Annotated in this window: 12 protein-coding genes and 2 pseudogenes; 3 read left to right on the top strand and 11 right to left on the bottom strand. The window is 72.9% G+C overall.

Features of this window, described 5'->3' with window-relative positions; all coding sequences use genetic code 11:
• Window positions 1-14: 14 nt before the first annotated feature.
• Window positions 15-857 carry a ketose-bisphosphate aldolase gene (locus ACF1FZ_RS05680; RefSeq protein WP_391772088.1) on the bottom strand — a complete coding sequence of 281 codons (843 nt, stop codon included), beginning with the start codon at window positions 855-857 and terminating at the stop codon, window positions 15-17.
• A gap of 251 nt (window positions 858-1,108) precedes the next feature.
• On the opposite strand from ACF1FZ_RS05680, the gene ACF1FZ_RS05675 reads away from it, so the two are divergent.
• Window positions 1,109-2,038, top strand: a complete 930-nt coding sequence (locus ACF1FZ_RS05675; RefSeq protein WP_391772087.1) for an RCC1 domain-containing protein — start codon at window positions 1,109-1,111, stop codon at window positions 2,036-2,038.
• Window positions 2,039-2,249: 211 nt separating this feature from the next.
• Here ACF1FZ_RS05675 and ACF1FZ_RS05670 read toward each other — a convergent pair whose 3' ends face one another.
• The 7 genes and pseudogenes from ACF1FZ_RS05670 to ACF1FZ_RS05640 all read right to left on the bottom strand — a co-directional run bounded on the left by ACF1FZ_RS05670 (window position 2,250) and on the right by ACF1FZ_RS05640 (window position 10,996).
• A complete protein-coding gene (locus tag ACF1FZ_RS05670; RefSeq protein WP_391772086.1) occupies window positions 2,250-3,125 on the bottom strand; it encodes an excalibur calcium-binding domain-containing protein in 876 nt (291 codons plus the stop codon).
• Between the two features lie 150 nt (window positions 3,126-3,275).
• Window positions 3,276-3,437, bottom strand: a pseudogene (locus tag ACF1FZ_RS05665) (transcriptional regulator); the annotation flags it as partial.
• A gap of 350 nt (window positions 3,438-3,787) precedes the next feature.
• Window positions 3,788-5,128: an SGNH/GDSL hydrolase family protein gene (locus ACF1FZ_RS05660; RefSeq protein WP_391772085.1), complete on the bottom strand. Its 1,341-nt coding sequence runs from the start codon at window positions 5,126-5,128 to the stop codon at window positions 3,788-3,790.
• A gap of 146 nt (window positions 5,129-5,274) precedes the next feature.
• The gene (locus tag ACF1FZ_RS05655) at window positions 5,275-5,859 is read right to left on the bottom strand and encodes a cysteine hydrolase family protein (RefSeq protein WP_391772084.1); all 585 of its coding nucleotides are present in this window, start codon (window positions 5,857-5,859) and stop codon (window positions 5,275-5,277) included.
• Between the two features lie 215 nt (window positions 5,860-6,074).
• Complete coding sequence (locus ACF1FZ_RS05650; RefSeq protein WP_391772083.1) at window positions 6,075-7,754, bottom strand: cellulase family glycosylhydrolase; 1,680 nt, start codon at window positions 7,752-7,754, stop codon at window positions 6,075-6,077.
• Window positions 7,755-8,110: 356 nt separating this feature from the next.
• On the bottom strand, window positions 8,111-8,788 hold the full coding sequence (locus tag ACF1FZ_RS05645; protein ID WP_391772082.1) for a hypothetical protein: 678 nt from the start codon (window positions 8,786-8,788) through the stop codon (window positions 8,111-8,113).
• 156 nt (window positions 8,789-8,944) lie between these two features.
• Window positions 8,945-10,996, bottom strand: coding sequence for a PA14 domain-containing protein (locus ACF1FZ_RS05640; RefSeq protein ID WP_391772218.1), 2,052 nt, complete (start codon window positions 10,994-10,996; stop codon window positions 8,945-8,947).
• Window positions 10,997-11,223: 227 nt separating this feature from the next.
• Here ACF1FZ_RS05640 and aac(3) point away from each other — a divergent pair, with 227 nt between their 5' ends.
• Window positions 11,224-12,093: an aminoglycoside 3-N-acetyltransferase gene (aac(3), locus tag ACF1FZ_RS05635; protein WP_391772081.1), complete on the top strand. Its 870-nt coding sequence runs from the start codon at window positions 11,224-11,226 to the stop codon at window positions 12,091-12,093.
• A 16-nt stretch (window positions 12,094-12,109) separates the two neighbouring features.
• Here aac(3) and ACF1FZ_RS05630 read toward each other — a convergent pair.
• Together ACF1FZ_RS05630 and ACF1FZ_RS05625 are read right to left on the bottom strand one after the other, a co-directional pair.
• A pseudogene (locus tag ACF1FZ_RS05630) lies at window positions 12,110-12,547 on the bottom strand (GyrI-like domain-containing protein).
• A 98-nt stretch (window positions 12,548-12,645) separates the two neighbouring features.
• Window positions 12,646-13,314, bottom strand: a complete 669-nt coding sequence (locus tag ACF1FZ_RS05625; RefSeq protein WP_391772080.1) for a DUF5701 family protein — start codon at window positions 13,312-13,314, stop codon at window positions 12,646-12,648.
• Window positions 13,315-13,747: 433 nt separating this feature from the next.
• Here ACF1FZ_RS05625 and ACF1FZ_RS05620 point away from each other — a divergent pair, with 433 nt between their 5' ends.
• On the top strand, window positions 13,748-14,302 hold the full coding sequence (locus tag ACF1FZ_RS05620; protein ID WP_391772079.1) for a M23 family metallopeptidase: 555 nt from the start codon (window positions 13,748-13,750) through the stop codon (window positions 14,300-14,302).
• 27 nt (window positions 14,303-14,329) lie between these two features.
• On the opposite strand, the gene ACF1FZ_RS05615 is transcribed toward ACF1FZ_RS05620, so the two are convergent.
• Window positions 14,330-15,310 carry a MarR family transcriptional regulator gene (locus ACF1FZ_RS05615; RefSeq protein WP_391772078.1) on the bottom strand — a complete coding sequence of 327 codons (981 nt, stop codon included), beginning with the start codon at window positions 15,308-15,310 and terminating at the stop codon, window positions 14,330-14,332.
• Window positions 15,311-15,709 lie beyond the last annotated feature (399 nt).

Below are 15,709 nucleotides of genomic sequence, written 5' to 3'. Positions count from 1 at the left end.
GCTCGCAGCGAACCCTATCGCCCGGGCCGGGCGAGCACGTCCAGCAGGCGCGCCACCTCCGCGGCGACCGCGTCGCGGGCCGGGCCGAGGTACGCGCGGGGGTCGGCGGTCTCGGTGTGGGTGTCCAGGTGGGCGCGGACGGCCCGGGTGAACAGCTTGTTCAGGTGCGTGGAGATGTTGACCTTCGTCATGCCGGCACCGACCGCCGCCGCGAGGCCCGTGTCCCCGACGCCCGAGGACCCGTGCAGGACGAGCGGGACCCCTACCGCCTCGCGCAGCCGGGAGATGAGCGCGAAGTCGAGGACGGCGTCGCGGGTCAGCATCGCGTGCGAACTGCCCACGGCCACGGCAAGCGCGTCGACGGCCGTGGCCTCGACGAAGGCCCGCGCCTCCTCCGGGTCGGTCCGCACGCCCGGGGTGTGCGCCCCGTCCTTGCCGCCGATCTCGCCGAGTTCCGCCTCCACCCAGACCCCGTGGCCGTGGCAGTAGGCGGTGATCTCGCGGGTCGCGGCGACGTTGTCGGCGTAGGGGAGTGCCGACGCGTCGAACATGACGGAGGTGAAACCGAGCCGGACGGCCTCGCGCACCAGATCCGCCGACTCGGCGTGGTCGAGGTGTACGCCCACCGGTACGCGGGCCGCCCGTGCGACGGCGAGCGAGGCGAGCCCGATCGGTTCGAGGGCGCCGTGGTAGCGGACGGTGTTCTCGCTGATCTGCAGGATCACCGGCCGTCCCGCCGCTTCCGCCCCGCCCGCGATGGCCTGCGCGTGTTCGATCTGCACGACGTTGAAGGCCCCCACGCCGGTGGCGTCGGTCCAGGCGCCGTGCGTGATGTGACCGGTGGATATGAGCGGCATGGGCGTCCTTCGCGAATGCGGGCTGCGTGAACCCAGGCGAATGGTGCTCGAAGTTGCTCATTTATAGCTTGCTTGAAGCAGATTGGAAAAGTGCGGCCCCGGTTGCCATGAGGTCGCGGCGGTGGGGCGGAAGGCCTCTCCGTCCTCTCTCACCCCCGTTGTTGGCTGGTTAACTCCCCCTGGGAGCAGGGTCGGTGCACTTGGATGGCGATCACACACGGGTTCCACGACGACCTTGCGAGGGTTGATCCATGCCGAACGGAATCGTCCGACTCCACCGCTTCGGAGCGGCGTTGGTGATGAGCGGCCTCCTGTCCGCACTGTCCGCCGCCCCCGTGACGGCGGCCGAACCGTCCGCCGTGGCGGCGACCTCGGTCGTCTCCTGGGGCGGGAACAACGACTACGGCGAAGGCACGGTCCCGGCCGAGGCGCAGTCGGGGGTCGAGGCGATCGCCGGCGGCTACCACCACGGCCTGGCCCTGAAGGACGGCCGGGTACTGGGCTGGGGGGCGGACTTCGACGGCCAGCTGACGATGCCCGCCGGGACGCAGTCGGGCGTGGACGCGATCGCGGCGGGGAACGATCACAGCCTGGCGCTCAAGGACGGCGAGGTCATCGCCTGGGGCAGCAACGAGTACGGCCAGACCACCGTGCCCGCCGAGGCCCGGTCCGGCGTGGACGCGATAGCGGCCGGTGCCTGGGTGAGCCTGGCACTGAAGGACGGGAAGGTGATCGCGTTCGGCCATCACAACCCCGAACAGTCGACCGTCCCCGCCGAGGCCCAGGCGGGCGTCACCGCGCTGGCCGGGGGCGTCTACACCGCGCTCGCCGTGAAGAACGGCGGGGTGATCGCCTGGGGCGACGACTACTTCGGCCAGACCGCGGTGCCGGCCGAGGCGCAGTCCGGCGTGGACGACGTCGCCGCCGGCATCTTCCACAGCCTGGCGCTCAAGGACGGCAAGGTCATCGCCTGGGGCGACAACCGTTACGGCCAGACCACCGTGCCCGCCGAGGCCCGGTCCGGGGTGTCGGCGATCGCCTCCGGTGAGTGGTACAGCCTGGCGCTCAAGAACGGCAAGGTCATCGCCTGGGGCAGCGGACGGACGGCTCCGAACTCGGTGCTGTCGGGTGTCAGCTCCATCGAGGCGGGGCCGAACTCGGCCTACGCCCTGAAGGGCTGACGAGGCGCTGCGCGTCGGTTCAGGTCATGGCCCGGGCGCCGATGACGTCGGGCAGGCCGGACCGGGCGGGGGTCGCGCGGGTTCGGGTTGCGCGACCCCAGGCGAATGGTGCCCGGAGTCGCTCATTCACTGCTCGAAGCGGATCGGAGAAGAGCAGCCGCCCCGGTGAGGACCGGAGGCGGCTGCCGGGGTGGTGCCGGGGACTGCGGGTCTACTCGCAGGCGACCCCGTCACCGTCCCGGTCGAGGTGGGACCCGTATCCGGGGTCCCCCCGGTGGATGGGGGCGGCGCCTGCCGCGCGTACGGCGGTGCAGTTGGCGTAGGAGGTGTCGCTCCCGCCGGTGGAGCCGCCACCCGAACTCCCGCCGGTGGAGCCGCCGCCGGAGGACCCACCGCTGGAGGACCCGCCGCCCGGACCCGACGATCCGTACGGCTCGCAGCCGACTCCGTCGCCGTCCCGGTCCAGATGGGAGGCGTAACCGGGGTCGCCGCGCCGGACGGGAGCCGCCCCGGCGGCGCGTGCGGCATCGCAGTTCGCGTAGTACACGGAGGGCTCAGCGGCTTTCGTGGCTTTCGCCTTCGGGGTGCGCGCGACCGCGGGCGTCGGGGTGGGTGTCGGGGCGGGCTCGGAGACGGTGATCCGTACCACGGCGCTGTCGTCCGCCGGGCCCTCTCCCCGCACCGCGACGGTGTACGTGAACTCGTCCTCGCCGGAGTATCCGCCGGTGGGGGTGTAGACGAGCGTGGTGCCGTCGACCGTGACGGTTCCGTGCGGGGGCGGGCTCTCCACGGTGAGGGTGAACTCGGTGCTCTCGTACGTGTCCAGGAACGGAGCGTCGGTGCCGTCCTCCAGGGTGACGAGGTCGTTGGCCAGTGCCTCGACCGCGATCTCCTGGCCGGCCTCCGTGCCCGCCGCGTCGTCGGTGAGCGCGAGTGTCCGCTCGGCGGCGGGCGAGGGGGACGCGGATGCCGCCACGGGCTTCGCGTCCTGGCCGGTGTCCTCGCTCCCGCATCCCGCCAGGGCGAGCGCCAGGACGGCGGCCCCCGCCGACATCCTGAGCCGGCCGGTCGTCACGCGCGTGTTCATGTGCCCCCCAAGGCATTGCGGTGCTGCTGTGCGGTTGAGGGGTGATGCTCGCAGCGACGGTCCGGCCGGGCAGTGCCTTCCGTGAAAAGGAAGCGGAATTGTGATGACGGTGCGAAGGGTGAGTGGAGGAAGGTGAAGGTGGATCAGGTCGCTGCCCGCGGCGACCAGGACGTCGCGGTCGAGGGTGAGCGTGCCGACGCCGGGGTGGACGACGGTCTTGGTGGCGGATTCGTGGGCGCCCACGATCTCCGAGTCCCCAAGCCCGGCGAACACACTGCCGGTCTCCCGCAGTTCCCCGGCCAGGGAGCGCAGTCCCAGGTCCGGCCCTGGGCGGTTCTGTCCGCGGCTCGGCTTCCACCGGACCGGAGAGATGGGCGTGGGACAGGTGGTCGCGAGGCGGACCTGCCGCGTGGGCGGCCCGGTCCCCGGTGATCCAGATGCGGTCCGGGGGCGGGAGCGCGAGGATCGGGCGTACGGGCGGTGGCCCGGGCGCGCCTCGGCCCCCTCGGGCCGGTTCTCCCTTCCAGGCGCTCCGGACCGCCTCCCGGCCGAGCCGCCGGGGGTGGTCCACCGGCGCGATCCGGGACGGGGGGCGCGGCGCCGGCCTGTCGGCGGACGCCCCGCCGGGCCCGCGGACGCGCCGGCCCGGGCAGGTGGGCGCGTCAGTGGTAGCCGAAGCCCCGGGGGAGCGGGGCCTGGCGGAACAGGCGGGCCGGGACGGCGTCGGCCATGGTGCGGTAGCCCGCCGGGTTGAGGTGGAGGTGGTCGCCGGTGTCCAGCTCGGTGCGGAGCTTGCGGGGTTCCCGCGGGTCGCGGACGGTCCGGTCGAAGTCGATCACGCTGTCGAAACGTCCGCTCGTGCGGATCCAGGTGTTGACGGTCTGCCGGGCCTGTTCGCGGTGACCGTCCGGATCGTCGTACCCCGTGTTGCCGCCCATCGGGGTCAGCGTCGCCCCGTACACGCGGACGCCGTGGGTGTGGGCCCGGGTGATGATCTGCTCGTACGCGGCGATGACGTCGGCCGCGACCTGTTTCTGGGCGGCGGGGGTCGCCGCGGCCGTGCCGATGTCGTTGATGCCCTCGAAGACGACCAGCCAGTCCACGCCGCTCTGGGCCAGGACGTCACGGTCGAGCCGGGCCAGACCGTTCGGGCCCAGGCCGTCGTTGAGCAGTCTGTTCCCGCCGGCCGCCTGGTTGACGACGGCGGTCTTCGACGTGGCGGCCCCGGACCTCAGCCGCTTGTGCAGCAGGTCGGGCCAGCGGCCGTTCATGTTGGTGGTGGAGCCCCGGCCGTCGGTGAGCGAGTCGCCGAGCACGACGGCCGCCGATGTGGTGCTCCGCGACCAGACCTCGACGCCGCTGAGGAAGTACCAGTGGTCGGTGGGTGTCGCGCCGGGCAGGTCCTCGGCGGTCACGTGGTTCCCTGCGCGCAGGTAGGAGGTCGTACGGGAGCCGGGGTGCGAGGTGATGGCCGTGGAGGCCTGGCCGTTCGCCAGGTACACCGTCGCCGTCAGGTCGGAGCCCGGTGCGAGCGCGAAGTCCAGCGGGTCGGACACCGCCTGGGCGCCCACCGGGACGGACACCGAGGAGCGGCCCTGGAAGGTCACGGGCCGCGTGCTCCCCGCCTCCACCGCGCTGGTTCCCGCCCGGCCGCCGAGCGGCAGGGCCACGGACACCTTGGTGATCGGCAGGACGGCGCCACCGAAAGCATTCGAGAAGCGCAGCCGTATGTGCTCACCACCCGCGGAGACGTGGACCGTCTGGCGCAGGGTGGCGTCCGTCAGGACCGAGTCGTCCTGGGTGAAGGGCGCCGGGGGCATGTTGCCCGGTTCCGTCAGCTGCGGCATGGACGTCCAGGTGCTCACCCAGCGGGCGTTGCGCTCGTCGGGCGCCGGTGAGCTGCCCGGACCGCGGCCGTCCCCCGCGCCGAGTGCGGGGGAGACGACCGCGGCGGTGAGCGCGGCGGCGGCGAGCAGGCTGGGGATCGACGCTCTTCGGATCACGGTGGTGCTCCCTCTGGCCGGGTGGGGGAAGCAGGGTGAATCCGGGCCGGAGCACAGCGAATTCGCCGTCGTCCGGGGACTCGATCGGCAGGCTAGCCGCTCCGATAAATTTCGGTCAATGCTCCGAAAGCTTCGAAATCTTTCGTTCAACCCGCAGCCGGGGAGACGGCCGTGAACGTGACGTCGGCGGCGCGGGTGGTGATGTCGGTGTCCCCGCCGAGGGCCCACGCGGCAACCCTCGAGACCGTGGCCGCCGGGACCGCCGCGCTGATACCGGGCTCCGCCGGAATGTCCTGCGTCGCGTGGGCGTCGTGCGGGAGGACGACCCGGTGGCCGAGCTCCACGGCGGTGCGGGCCGTCGCCTGCACGCACATCTCGGACATCAGGCCGCAGACGGCGAGCGACCGCACCCCGGAGGCGGCCAGCAGGCCCTCCAGCGAGGTCTCCTGGAACGCGTCGTCATGGGTCTTGCGGATCGCCACTTCCGTGGGTCCCGCCTCCACGGGGTGGTGGAGCTCCCAGCCGGCGGTGTGCGGCTCGTCGCCCGCACCGGCCGGTCCGTCGTTCTGGACATGGACGACGAGCGCCCCGGCCGCCCGGGCCCGTGCGATCAGGTCCGCCGTCCGGTCCACGAGGCGCGCGGCCCCGGGCAATGCGCCCTCGCCACGGACGAAGGCCTGTTGCACGTCGACAACGATGAGTGCTTGCAGGGGGGTTGTGAAGTGAGTCATGCCGCCATGGTGCCCGGGCCGTGGGTCACGTGCTCGGGGAATGGCCCGCGTGGGAGGGCCGCGTGGCGCATTCGGTCTCGATCAGGGCTGTTCCGGCCCGCTGTTCAGGGGAGTCCTCATGCCGGAGTGCCGGAGTGCCGGAGTGCCGGAGGCGGGAGGGGGCGGCCCCGGCCGGCAGGGGCCGGGGCCCCTGCCGGCCGGGAGCCGGACGGCGGTCAGGCCGTCGTGCAGGCGCTGCCGCTGAGCGTGAAGGCCGTGGGGGCCGTGTTCGTGGTGTTCCTGGTGCCGGTGAAACCGATCGTGACCGAGCCGTTCGCGCCGATCGTCGCCGTGTATCCGGCGGGGGCGACGCCGACCGTCGAGCCGTTCTGTGTGGGGGTCCCGCCCCACATGTTGGAGACGGTCTGGCCGTCGGCGAAGGCGAAGGAGAGGTTCCACCCGTTGATGGCCGTGGTTCCGGTGTTACGAATGGTGATCTCACCCTGGAACCCGCCGGGCCACTCGCCGATCACCCGGTAACCGACGGAGCAGCCCGTTCCCGGCGTGGGCCCGCTCCCGTCGGTGGTGACGCTCACCGTGGCGGACCGGGCCGAACGGTTGCCGGCCGCGTCGCGGGCGTAGACCGCGAACACGTACGCCGTGTCCGCGGTGAGGCCGGTCACGGTGGCGCTGGTGGTGGTCGAGGAGACGGCGGCGGTCTCGGTGGCGCCGCTGACGCGGACGACGTCGTAGCCCGCGATGGCAACGTTGTCGGATGCCGCGGGCCAGTTCAGGGTGGCGGAGGTGGCCGTCACCGCGGAGGCGGCCGGGGTGCCGGGGGCGGTCGGGGCCTGCGTGTCGTCCGGGTCGCCGCCGTCACCGAAGACGGTGGCCTCCCGGGAGGTCTGGGCGATGCCGTCGGCGCCGTGGAAGATGCGCTCGCCCCAGGAGCTCAGACGGCTCGGGTCGAAGTCGATGGCGAGGTCGAGGATCGGGTCGGTGTTGCCGCTCCAGGACCACGCCAGGTAGCCGAGGTCGAGCTGCTCGGCGGTGGCCATCATGGTGTCCTCGTCCGGGTCCCCCCACTGGTCGGCGGGCCCGCCGAACTCGCCGATGACGATGGGCAGTCCGGCGTCGACGAAGGCGTTCAGGTAGTCGGTGACCGCCTGGGCCGAGCTGTAGACGCTGTACATGTGGATCGAGAAGATCAGGTCACCCGTGGTGTCGGCGTCGTACACGGCCTGGGCGTTGGCACGCATGACGCCCTGCCAGTCCTGGCCCCAGTTCGGTGCGTCCACCATGATCGTGTGGGCGAAGCCCGCGCCGCGCAGCTTCTGGACGGCGGCGGTCGTGGGGGCTGTCCAGCCGGCCGGGTCGGTGTTGCCCCAGGGCTCGTTGCCGATGTTGATGATGACGTAGTCCTCTTCGCCCGCGAGTACGTCCTTGAGGCTGATCCAGTAGTCGGCCGCGTGGTCGAGGGTGCCCGCCGCGGCGTCCTCGCCGTAACCGGTGGTGTCGTGCACCTCCAGGACGCAGATCAGCCGGTTGGCCTTGCAGTCGTCGACGATGCCCGCGACCTCCTCGGGGCCGTTCCTCGTCCAGCGGTGACCGTCGGAGAGGACGACGCGGACGGTGTTGGCACCGAAGGCCTTGATGTCGGCCAGGGACTGCGTCTCACCGGGGTACCAGGTGTGCGCGTGGTTGACCCCGCGCATGACGAAGTCGTTGCCGTTGCCTTCCAGCAGACGGCCGTTGCTGATGTGCAGGCCGGTCTCCGCGGCCTCGGTGCCCGCGGGCCGGGCCTGCGCCGCGGCCGGGCCGAGCGCGCCCAGCAGGACGACGCCGAGAAGGGCGGCCAGGCCCTTCAGGAGGAAGGCCGATGGGCTCTGTCGGGCCGTGCTCGTTGCTGATCTCACTGCGACTCCAGGAAGTGGGTGCCGGGTGACGTGAACGACGTGACGACGTGACGATGTGACGACGCGCATGCGGCATGGGAGGTGGGAGCGCTCCCATAAAGCCATCCCGGCAGGAGCACGTCAAGGCATCGCGCACACTTCGGCGTCCGCGCCGTGCGGCACCCATGCCGCCGGGCCCTCCGTGCCGCCGGGCCCCCGCCCGCAGGCGCGGGACCCGGCCGTTGTCCAGTCAGGCCTTGTGGCCGTCCCGGTGAGCCGTCCCGGCGCCCCGTCCAGCCGTGCTGCGGGTCCCACCAGGCCGTACCGGCGCCCTGTCAGGCTCCGGTGGCGTCCCGGCAAGGCTTGCCGGCGTCCCGTCAGGCCTTGCTGGTGCAGATCGCGTCGTACGGACGGCCGGGGCTCGGGAAGAGCTCGATCGGGTTGTCCGCCTCCGCCGGGCACTCCTCGGCGGTCTTGGTCAGGGCGAGGACCTTGTTCCCGCCGCCGCTCGCACAGGCCACTTCCTTCGCCTGGTCGTCCACGCAGTCCCCCACCACGAGCTGGCCACCGCCCGCGCCCGCGTCGCCGGGGTGGTCACCGGAGAGGTTGCGGCCGCAGATGGTCTTGCCGGGGATGCCGGTGCCGGCCGCGTCGCCGCCGAAGGACACCTTCACCGAGATGATCTCGTCGGTCCCGGCGGGGCACTCGACCGCCCCGGCGAATATCTCGCCGTCCTTGACAGCGAGCGCCTTGACCGTCGCCTTCGGGTCGTCGCAGCCGAGTCCCTGGAAGCCGTCCTTCGACTGGCTGGTGTCCGGTCCGGCGCAGTCGCCGGCCTTCCACTCCCTGGCTTCCTGGCTGCCGCCGCCCGACGACCCGCCGCCTCCCTTCGGCGATCCGCTGCCGCTGTCCGACAACGGGCCGCACGCCGCGGTGGCCCCGAGCGCGATCGTGAGCACCAGGATCCCCTTCGCGCAGTCCCGGAGAACCGTGCGCGTGCCGCGGGTGCTCCCCGGGCGGCCGTTCCGGGGTCGCGTACTGCCGTGGATGGTCATGCTGCTCCTCGTTCACGTGGCGTCTCCCGCGTGGCACTCTCCGTGACCCGCGCGGTGGTCCGGCCGTGAGGACGGCCGGACCACGCGGCGCGGTTCCCGCAGTCCGTGGAGTGCCTGTGAACGATGCGGAGCCGCGACCCGGCGAGACGCCGCCGGTCAGACCCGGTCCTGGAAGACGCAGTTCCACACGTGCGTGCCCGCGACGCTGCCGTCGGCGCGCACCGCCTGCAGCGCGTAGAAGTGTGTGGTCCCCCGCGCGGCCGTGGTGTCCGTGTAGGCGCGGGTGTCCACCGGGAGCAGTCCGGTGTGCAGCGGCTCGTACGCCTTGGTGGCCGCGTTCCACCGGCTGATCCGGTAGCCCTCGACGGTGTCGCACTCGGCCGTGCTGTCGCACCGCCAGTTGACGGAAGGCCCGTCCTCGGTGGGCCCGCCGATCACGGTGCCGTTGCCGACGCCGCCGAGCTCCCAGTCCCGGGGGACCGTCACGGAGGGGCGGAGATCCAGCTCGGTGGCCTCGACGACCGTGACCTTCGGGTCGCCCGGGGACAGCGCGTTGCCCCAGCGGTCCCTGGCGACGACCGCGTGGACGTGGGTCTCCCCGTCCGGGAGGCCGCCGCAGAGAATCGCGAGCGGGTCGCTCGTGCCCTCCCGGCAGGAGGTGGAGCTGAGCCACTTGACCGTGCCGTCGGCCTGCCGGGCTCCGGTCCAGGCCACGTAGCGCTCGAGGTCGTCCTCGGTCGAGGCCGCCCAGCTGACCAGCACGCCGTCGGCGCGCGGGGCGGCCTGCACGCCGGTGACCGGGCCGGGCGCCACGCGGTCGCCGGTGCGGACGACGAGCGGGGCGGACAGCGCCGACTCGTTGCCGGCCGGGTCGACCGCGGTGACCGCGTACGTGACGTATGTGCCCTCGGGCATGTCGAGGTCGTGGCAGGCGCCGCCGGTGCTGGTCTCGTCGCTTCCCTCGGCGCAGCTCACGGGGGTGAGGGCGGCCGGGTCGGGGGTCTTGCCGGGTGAGCGGTAGACGCGGTAGCCCCCTCCGTTGTCGAAGTCCTCGAAGAAGCCGTCCGGCTGCTGCCAGTACACGTCGGTGTAGCCGACGCGGACGACGGAGTTGAGGGAGGCCGGTGGCTTCGGCGGCGTCCGGTCGACGCCGTCGCCGGTGACGGCGGCGTACGCCGACGGGTTGCCGAGCGCGTCGAGGGCGCGGACCCGGTAGTGGCGGGTGGTGTTCACGGGCGCGTCGGTGCGGTACGACGTCGTGGTCGTCGTGCCCAGCAGCTCGAACGGACCGGTCGCCGCGGAGGCGGCGTACACCTCGTACTTCGCGGCGTCGGCGGTTGCCTGCCAGGCCACGGTGGCCCACCACGCGTCGCCGGTGGCGGTGAGACCGGCCGGTGCGGCCGGGCCGGTGCGGTCCACGCCGGTGGCGGTGACGTCGAGGCTGCCGGTGGACTCGCGGCCCGCCTTGTCGACGGCGCGGACCTCGTACAGGAAGGTCTGGCCCGTGGCGGGCGTCGCGTCCACGAAGGACGGGGAGGTGAGCAGCGACGAGCCGCTGACCTTCGCCCACTGGGTGGGGCTCAGCCGGCGGTACACGCGGTAACCGGCGAGGTCCAGCTCCTTGTTCGCGGTCCAGCGCAGGGTGGTCTTCGCGGTCACCCGGTCGTACGCGGCGGTGAGGCCGGCCGGGGCGAGCGGCTTGACCGTGTCGACGGCGGCCTCGGTGCGCGGGGCGTAGGTGAACCCGGCGTTGGCGACGCCCGTCCAGGCGACGTAGTCCACCCGGAGCGTGTGCTTGCCGGCCGGGAGGGTCAGGTCGAGGGTCTTGCGGGCGGTGGTGGAGACGTTCTTCCACAGGTCGATCTTCCGCACGCCGTCGACGTACACGCGCATGCCGTCCTGGGTGGCGGCGGAGAGCCGGAAAGGGCCACCGGATCCGAAGTCCCGGGTGAGGGACCAGCGGACGGAGAAGTTGTCCTTGGGCAGGCTGACGCCGGCCGGGTCGCCGGACCCGTAGTTCTCGGCGATGGCGGAGTCGCAGGCGGTCAGCTTCGGCGTGCCGCTGAAGGTGGTGTTGCCGAAGTACTGCGCCGTCCAGAGAGGAGAGGCGCAGGTGACGGCCGCGGAGGCCGGGGTGGCGGTGATCAGGCCGCCACCGGCGGCGAGTGCGGCCGTCGCGGCCAGCGCGGTCAGCCGGTTACGAGTCATCACAGGGTACGGAGCCCTTCCGGAGCAAGGGGAACAGGTGAAGCAGGTGACTCCCGTGTGACTCATGAGACGCGGGCAGGGTTGCGTCGGTCCTCTCCCTTTTCCGAGGAGTTCGCTTTCGAGGAGTCCGCCGCTCACCTGGGGCGTTCTCCGTCCGCGTGGCAGCCCGAGGCCAACGGCTCTCCGTGCGGGGGCGTTCCTCGGCGCACGGGCGATAACGTCGGCCCATGGATGAACAACCCCCGGACGAGGCCGCCCTGCTCGCGCGCGGCGACGGCCCCGTCACCTGCGGACGGCTCGTCCGCGATCTGACCGCGCTCGGTCTCGGCGAGGGCGACACCGTGATGTTCCATACGCGGATGTCCGCCATCGGATACGTCGCCGGCGGCCCCCCGGCCGTCGTCGGGGCCCTGCTCCGGGCCGTGGGGGAGCGGGGGACCCTGATGGTGACCTGTGGCTGGAACGACGCCCCGCCGTACGGCTTCACCGACTGGCCGCAGCCGTGGCAGGACGCCGTACGGGCCGGGCACCCCGCCTACGATCCGGTGCTCAGCGAGGCGGACCACGACAACGGCCGCCTTCCGGAGGCGCTGCGCCGCTGGCCGGGGGCCGTCCGCAGCCGGCACCCCGACGTGAGCTTCGCCGCGCTCGGGGCGGCGGCCACCGCGCTGACGGCCGATCACCCGTGGGACGACCCGCACGGGCCGGGCAGCCCGCTGGCCCGGCTGGTCGCCCTGGGCGGGCGGGTGCTGATGCTCGGTGCGCCGCTGGAGACCCTCACCCTGCTGCACCACGCCGAGGCGCTCGCAGACGCGCCCGGCAAGCGCTTCGTGGAGTACGAGCAGCCGGTCCTCGACGGCGGGCGGCGCGTCTGGCGCCGCTTCCGCGACATCGACTCCTCGGAGGGGGCCTTCGACTACTCCGCCGTCACGCCCGCCGGCCAGGACCCCTTCGAGACGATCGCCCGGGACATGCTGGCCGCCGGGATCGGCCGTCACGGCAGGGTCGGCGCGGCCGACAGTTACCTGTTCGAGGCCGGTGAGGTCCTGGACTTCGGTCTCGCCTGGATCCGGGAGAAGCTGGGGCGGGACCACTGACCGGTCCGGGCGTCCCTCAGACGGCGGACCGCTCCACGGGGATCCGCAGCGCCGCGTCCGCCTGCGTCCCGTCCCCGGACAGCCGCACGCTGAGGATCTCGGGCCCGGCCTGCTCCCGTACGGATCCGGCGGGAACCACTGCGTGAACACGTCGCGCCACAGGTACTGGAGCGCCTGCGGGAAGGGACCCGAGTGCTCGAAGACGGCCCGTGTGCCCGCGGGGACGTCCAGGGCGTCCATGTCCTCGGGCACCGCGGCGCCGGTCACCGGCGAGCACCTCGGCGCCCGCCACGGTGAGCCGTCTGTGCCGGACGTACTCCGGCAGCGGGAGACCCGCCCGTGCGGAGGACATCCGCCGGAAGCGGCACTCCGACGTCATCGCGACGCGCGCCGGGCCCGCCACGTCGAGCGGCTGGTCGAGGGGGGACCCGAGGTGCTCCACGGCCCGGTTCAGCCGGTCCGGCCTCCTGGGCTCCTTCGCTTCCTCACGTCAGGAAGGAACGGCCCTGCGGGACCCGGCGTCCTGTGCCCGTTGCGGTGGGGTGCGGTGGGCTACTCGCTCCTGCGGCCCGTGGCCGAGGCGAAGCCCAGCCAGGTGTGGCGGTTGCCCCACCAGCACCAGCCGACCTTCGGCGCGTTGCGCCGCTCGCGGCCGTCCCGCCCCGTGCCGTTGCTGATCCAGATCGCCGGGGTGCGGGCGTCCATGGTGCCGTTCGCCTTACGCAGCCGGGACCCGATGGTCATGAAGCAGCGGTTCCGTTCGAGGGCCGCCGGCTGCTGGAGCACCCAGTGGATGCCCTCGGTGAGCAGCAGCGGGGTGCGGTCCTCCCCGCCGAGGGCGGGCAGTGCCTCCTCCGGGCTCCAGTTGGCCATGTGGTCGCCGCGGTCGACGCCGGTGACGAGGTAGAGCGGAGCGTCGGGCGGTTCCACGGCGGTGGGGGCGAACAGGTCGACGTCGGGCATGTCGGTGACGACGAAGCCGGACTTGTCGTCGCGGCGCAGCAGCGGTGCGAGGGCGGAGGCCGGGACGCGGTCCGGGTGCACGGCCAGCAGGGCGCCGTCGCTTCCGGGGCCGGCGGCCACGGCGAAGGCGCGCAGGTCATCGGCGGGTATCCGGGCGAGCTCGTGCACCCCGAGCCCGATCAGGCGTTCCGCCTGGGCGGCGATCGAAGGGAGAGGCGGGAGAGGGGGCGTGGTGACGGTGGACGAGGTGTCGGGCAAGGTACTCGGTACTCCCTCGGTTCACGGCTCGGAGCAGTGGGCCCCAGATCAACGAGACGGCCCGCCGCGGTGTTCCCGGCACGGTGGTGCCGCGGCGGGCGAAGCCGCCGAGTCCGCCTGCCGCGACGGCCGCCACGCCGCCGGAAGGCGGTGCGCGGCCCGCCTTCCGGCGGCGTCCACCAGCCCTCACGGCACCCCTCGCCGGGTCCTTCGACGCTCACCTCGTGAACACGGGGAGGCCGGCCGTGAGTTCGTCAAGGGCCCTGAGGCCCCGTGCGGGGCCCAGTGGCGGCAGAGCGGGTGAGGTGGCGGAGGGCCCGGGCCTGGGCCCGGCGGCCCTTGAAGGAAGGGCGTCCGGGGCCGGATCCTGGCACTCCTCCGCCCCGGACGGGACGCGGAGTCCGATGCTCGTGACACACGAACGGAGACGCACATGGGCGGGAAGAAGAGGGTCCTGCGCCGCGTGGCGACAGGGGCGAGTGCGTTACTGACGGCGGTGGGCATCACGATGACGGGGGCGTCCCCGGCCGCTGCCGTGGACTACTACTACGAGCTTCCCTACCCGGCGGGTGAGGCCTACACGGTCACCCAGGGGCCGGAGGGGACGTACTCGCACACCGGCCCCTACAACGAGTACGCCTGGGACTTCGGGCTCCCCGTCGACTACGAGGTGTCCGCGGCGCAGGCGGGCACCATCGTCATCTCGAACTGGTCACCGTACTGGCAGAACGGCATCGAGGTGATCATCCGGCACTCGAACGGTCAGTGCACCCACTACGCACACCTGAACAGGTCGTTCTACGAGCCGGGCGACTGGGTCCCGCAGGGCCGGATCGTCGGCTGGTCGGGCAGCACGGGCGCTTCCACCGGGCCGCACCTGCACTTCCAGGTGATCGACTGCAACAGCCGCGTGGGCCTGCCCGCCACCCTCCAGGGGTGGACGCCGTACACCGGGACCCGCCCGGTCAGCGTGAACTCGTACGCCTGATCGGTCCGAGAGGTGACTGCCCTCTGCTCAGGGTGACTTGAGCAGGTCCCTGAGTCCGGCGGTGAGGGTACGGACATCCTCCTCGCTGGGCCGGCCGCCAGGGGCCTCAGGGGCGGTGTCGCCCTGCCCGGGTGTGCGGCACGGGCGGCAGAGGCCGTCGGGGAGGGCTTCCGGGCGGCCCGGGGTGCCGCACTTGGTGCACTCCAGCATCACGCGGTGCACGGGCGCGCCCGGTGCGGGCGGAGCGGGCGCGGCGGGGACGTGCGCCGGGATCTTGTCGGTGAGGCGGCGGCGTACGAAGCCGACCGGCGAGCCGACCCGGGGCGGGAGCCCGGCGGTGAGGGCCTGCGTGAGGTAGCCGGTGTCCACGCCGCGTGCGAACCATTCGGCGGCCAGGGCCTCCAGGGCCGCGCAGTCGGCGGCGGACAGGGCCAGCCGGGAGTCCGCGCGGCCGAGCCGTGCCAGCGCGAGGTAGGCGGGGGAGGGCGCGGCGGGAGCCGGGGACCGCTGCGGGGGCACGGCGGGTGCGGGAGAGGCGGCGGGCACCGGGGCAGGGGCCTCTGCGGTGGCTGCCAGGGGCGCCGGTGCGGGGACTTCCGCGGTGGGCGCCGGGGTGACCCCGGTGGTGGCCCACCACTCGTTGTCGCGGGCGGTGCGCGACCAGAACGTCCGCGACACCCAGCGCACTTGGCCCGGCTCGCCGACGAGGCACCGTACGCGGCGCAGGTGCCCGGCGGTGGCCAGTGCCCTCAGGGCGGAGCCGACGGCCTGCTGGCCGTACAGCGGCAGCTGCTTGGCGAGGCTCTTGACGTCCATCGAGGCGCCGTCGGGCAGATGGTCGATGAACCCGGCGATGTACCGCTCGCGGGCAGGAAGCAGGGCGAAGTCATCCGCGCTGCGGGGGAGTTGGCCAGGCATGGAGCGCTTGCCGTAACCGGGCTTGGCCATCGGGTACGGGCGCGAGGATGCGGGGGTGCGCGGGGCGGAGCTAACCTGCTGGATAACCACGGGATCGACTTTCTTTCGATCGTGCGGTGAGACCCCGGCCTGGTGCTTTCTACACCGCGTCGGGGTCGTTCGGTTCCCGCACCGTAAACAGTCGCCACGCTCCGCCGCAACTTGGTCACGATTAGTCATACTTGCTGGCCGTGACGGGTCGGGGAGGTCGGGGAGGTCTTCCCTGACCCCCTTCTTTCCCTGCCGGTCAAAAGGCACCGCTCGAATCCCGGCTCCCGGCTCCCGGGTCCCGACGCCCGGACCCCGAAGCCCGGGCGTCGGGCGGAGCGCTGATTCCGGCCCCCCGAACGTGTGAACCGGCCGGACCGGCTCCCGGGTCCCGCTTCCCGAGCTCCGGGCCCTTCAGCCGCTCCCGTCGCCGGAGCCGTGGGGGAAGAGGAACCGCATCCT

It is taken from the genome of Streptomyces sp. NPDC014623 (assembly GCF_043088245.1).
GTDB lineage: Bacteria > Actinomycetota > Actinomycetes > Streptomycetales > Streptomycetaceae > Streptomyces.
Note: the sequence above shows the minus strand (reverse complement) of the source record. Positions and strands in the feature narration are given on the sequence as shown.

Bases quoted from the DNA above. Each gene is read 5' to 3' on its own strand.
- ACF1FZ_RS05680 (WP_391772088.1), bottom strand. From the start codon at position 857: ATGCCGCTCATATCCACCGGTCACATCACGCACGGCGCCTGGACCGAC.
- ACF1FZ_RS05675 (WP_391772087.1), top strand. From the start codon at position 1,109: ATGCCGAACGGAATCGTCCGACTCCACCGCTTCGGAGCGGCGTTGGTG.
- ACF1FZ_RS05670 (WP_391772086.1), bottom strand. From the start codon at position 3,125: ATGAACACGCGCGTGACGACCGGCCGGCTCAGGATGTCGGCGGGGGCC.
- ACF1FZ_RS05655 (WP_391772084.1), bottom strand. From the start codon at position 5,859: ATGACTCACTTCACAACCCCCCTGCAAGCACTCATCGTTGTCGACGTG.
- ACF1FZ_RS05645 (WP_391772082.1), bottom strand. From the start codon at position 8,788: ATGACCATCCACGGCAGTACGCGACCCCGGAACGGCCGCCCGGGGAGC.
- ACF1FZ_RS05640 (WP_391772218.1), bottom strand. From the start codon at position 10,996: ATGACTCGTAACCGGCTGACCGCGCTGGCCGCGACGGCCGCACTCGCC.
- ACF1FZ_RS05620 (WP_391772079.1), top strand. From the start codon at position 13,748: ATGGGCGGGAAGAAGAGGGTCCTGCGCCGCGTGGCGACAGGGGCGAGT.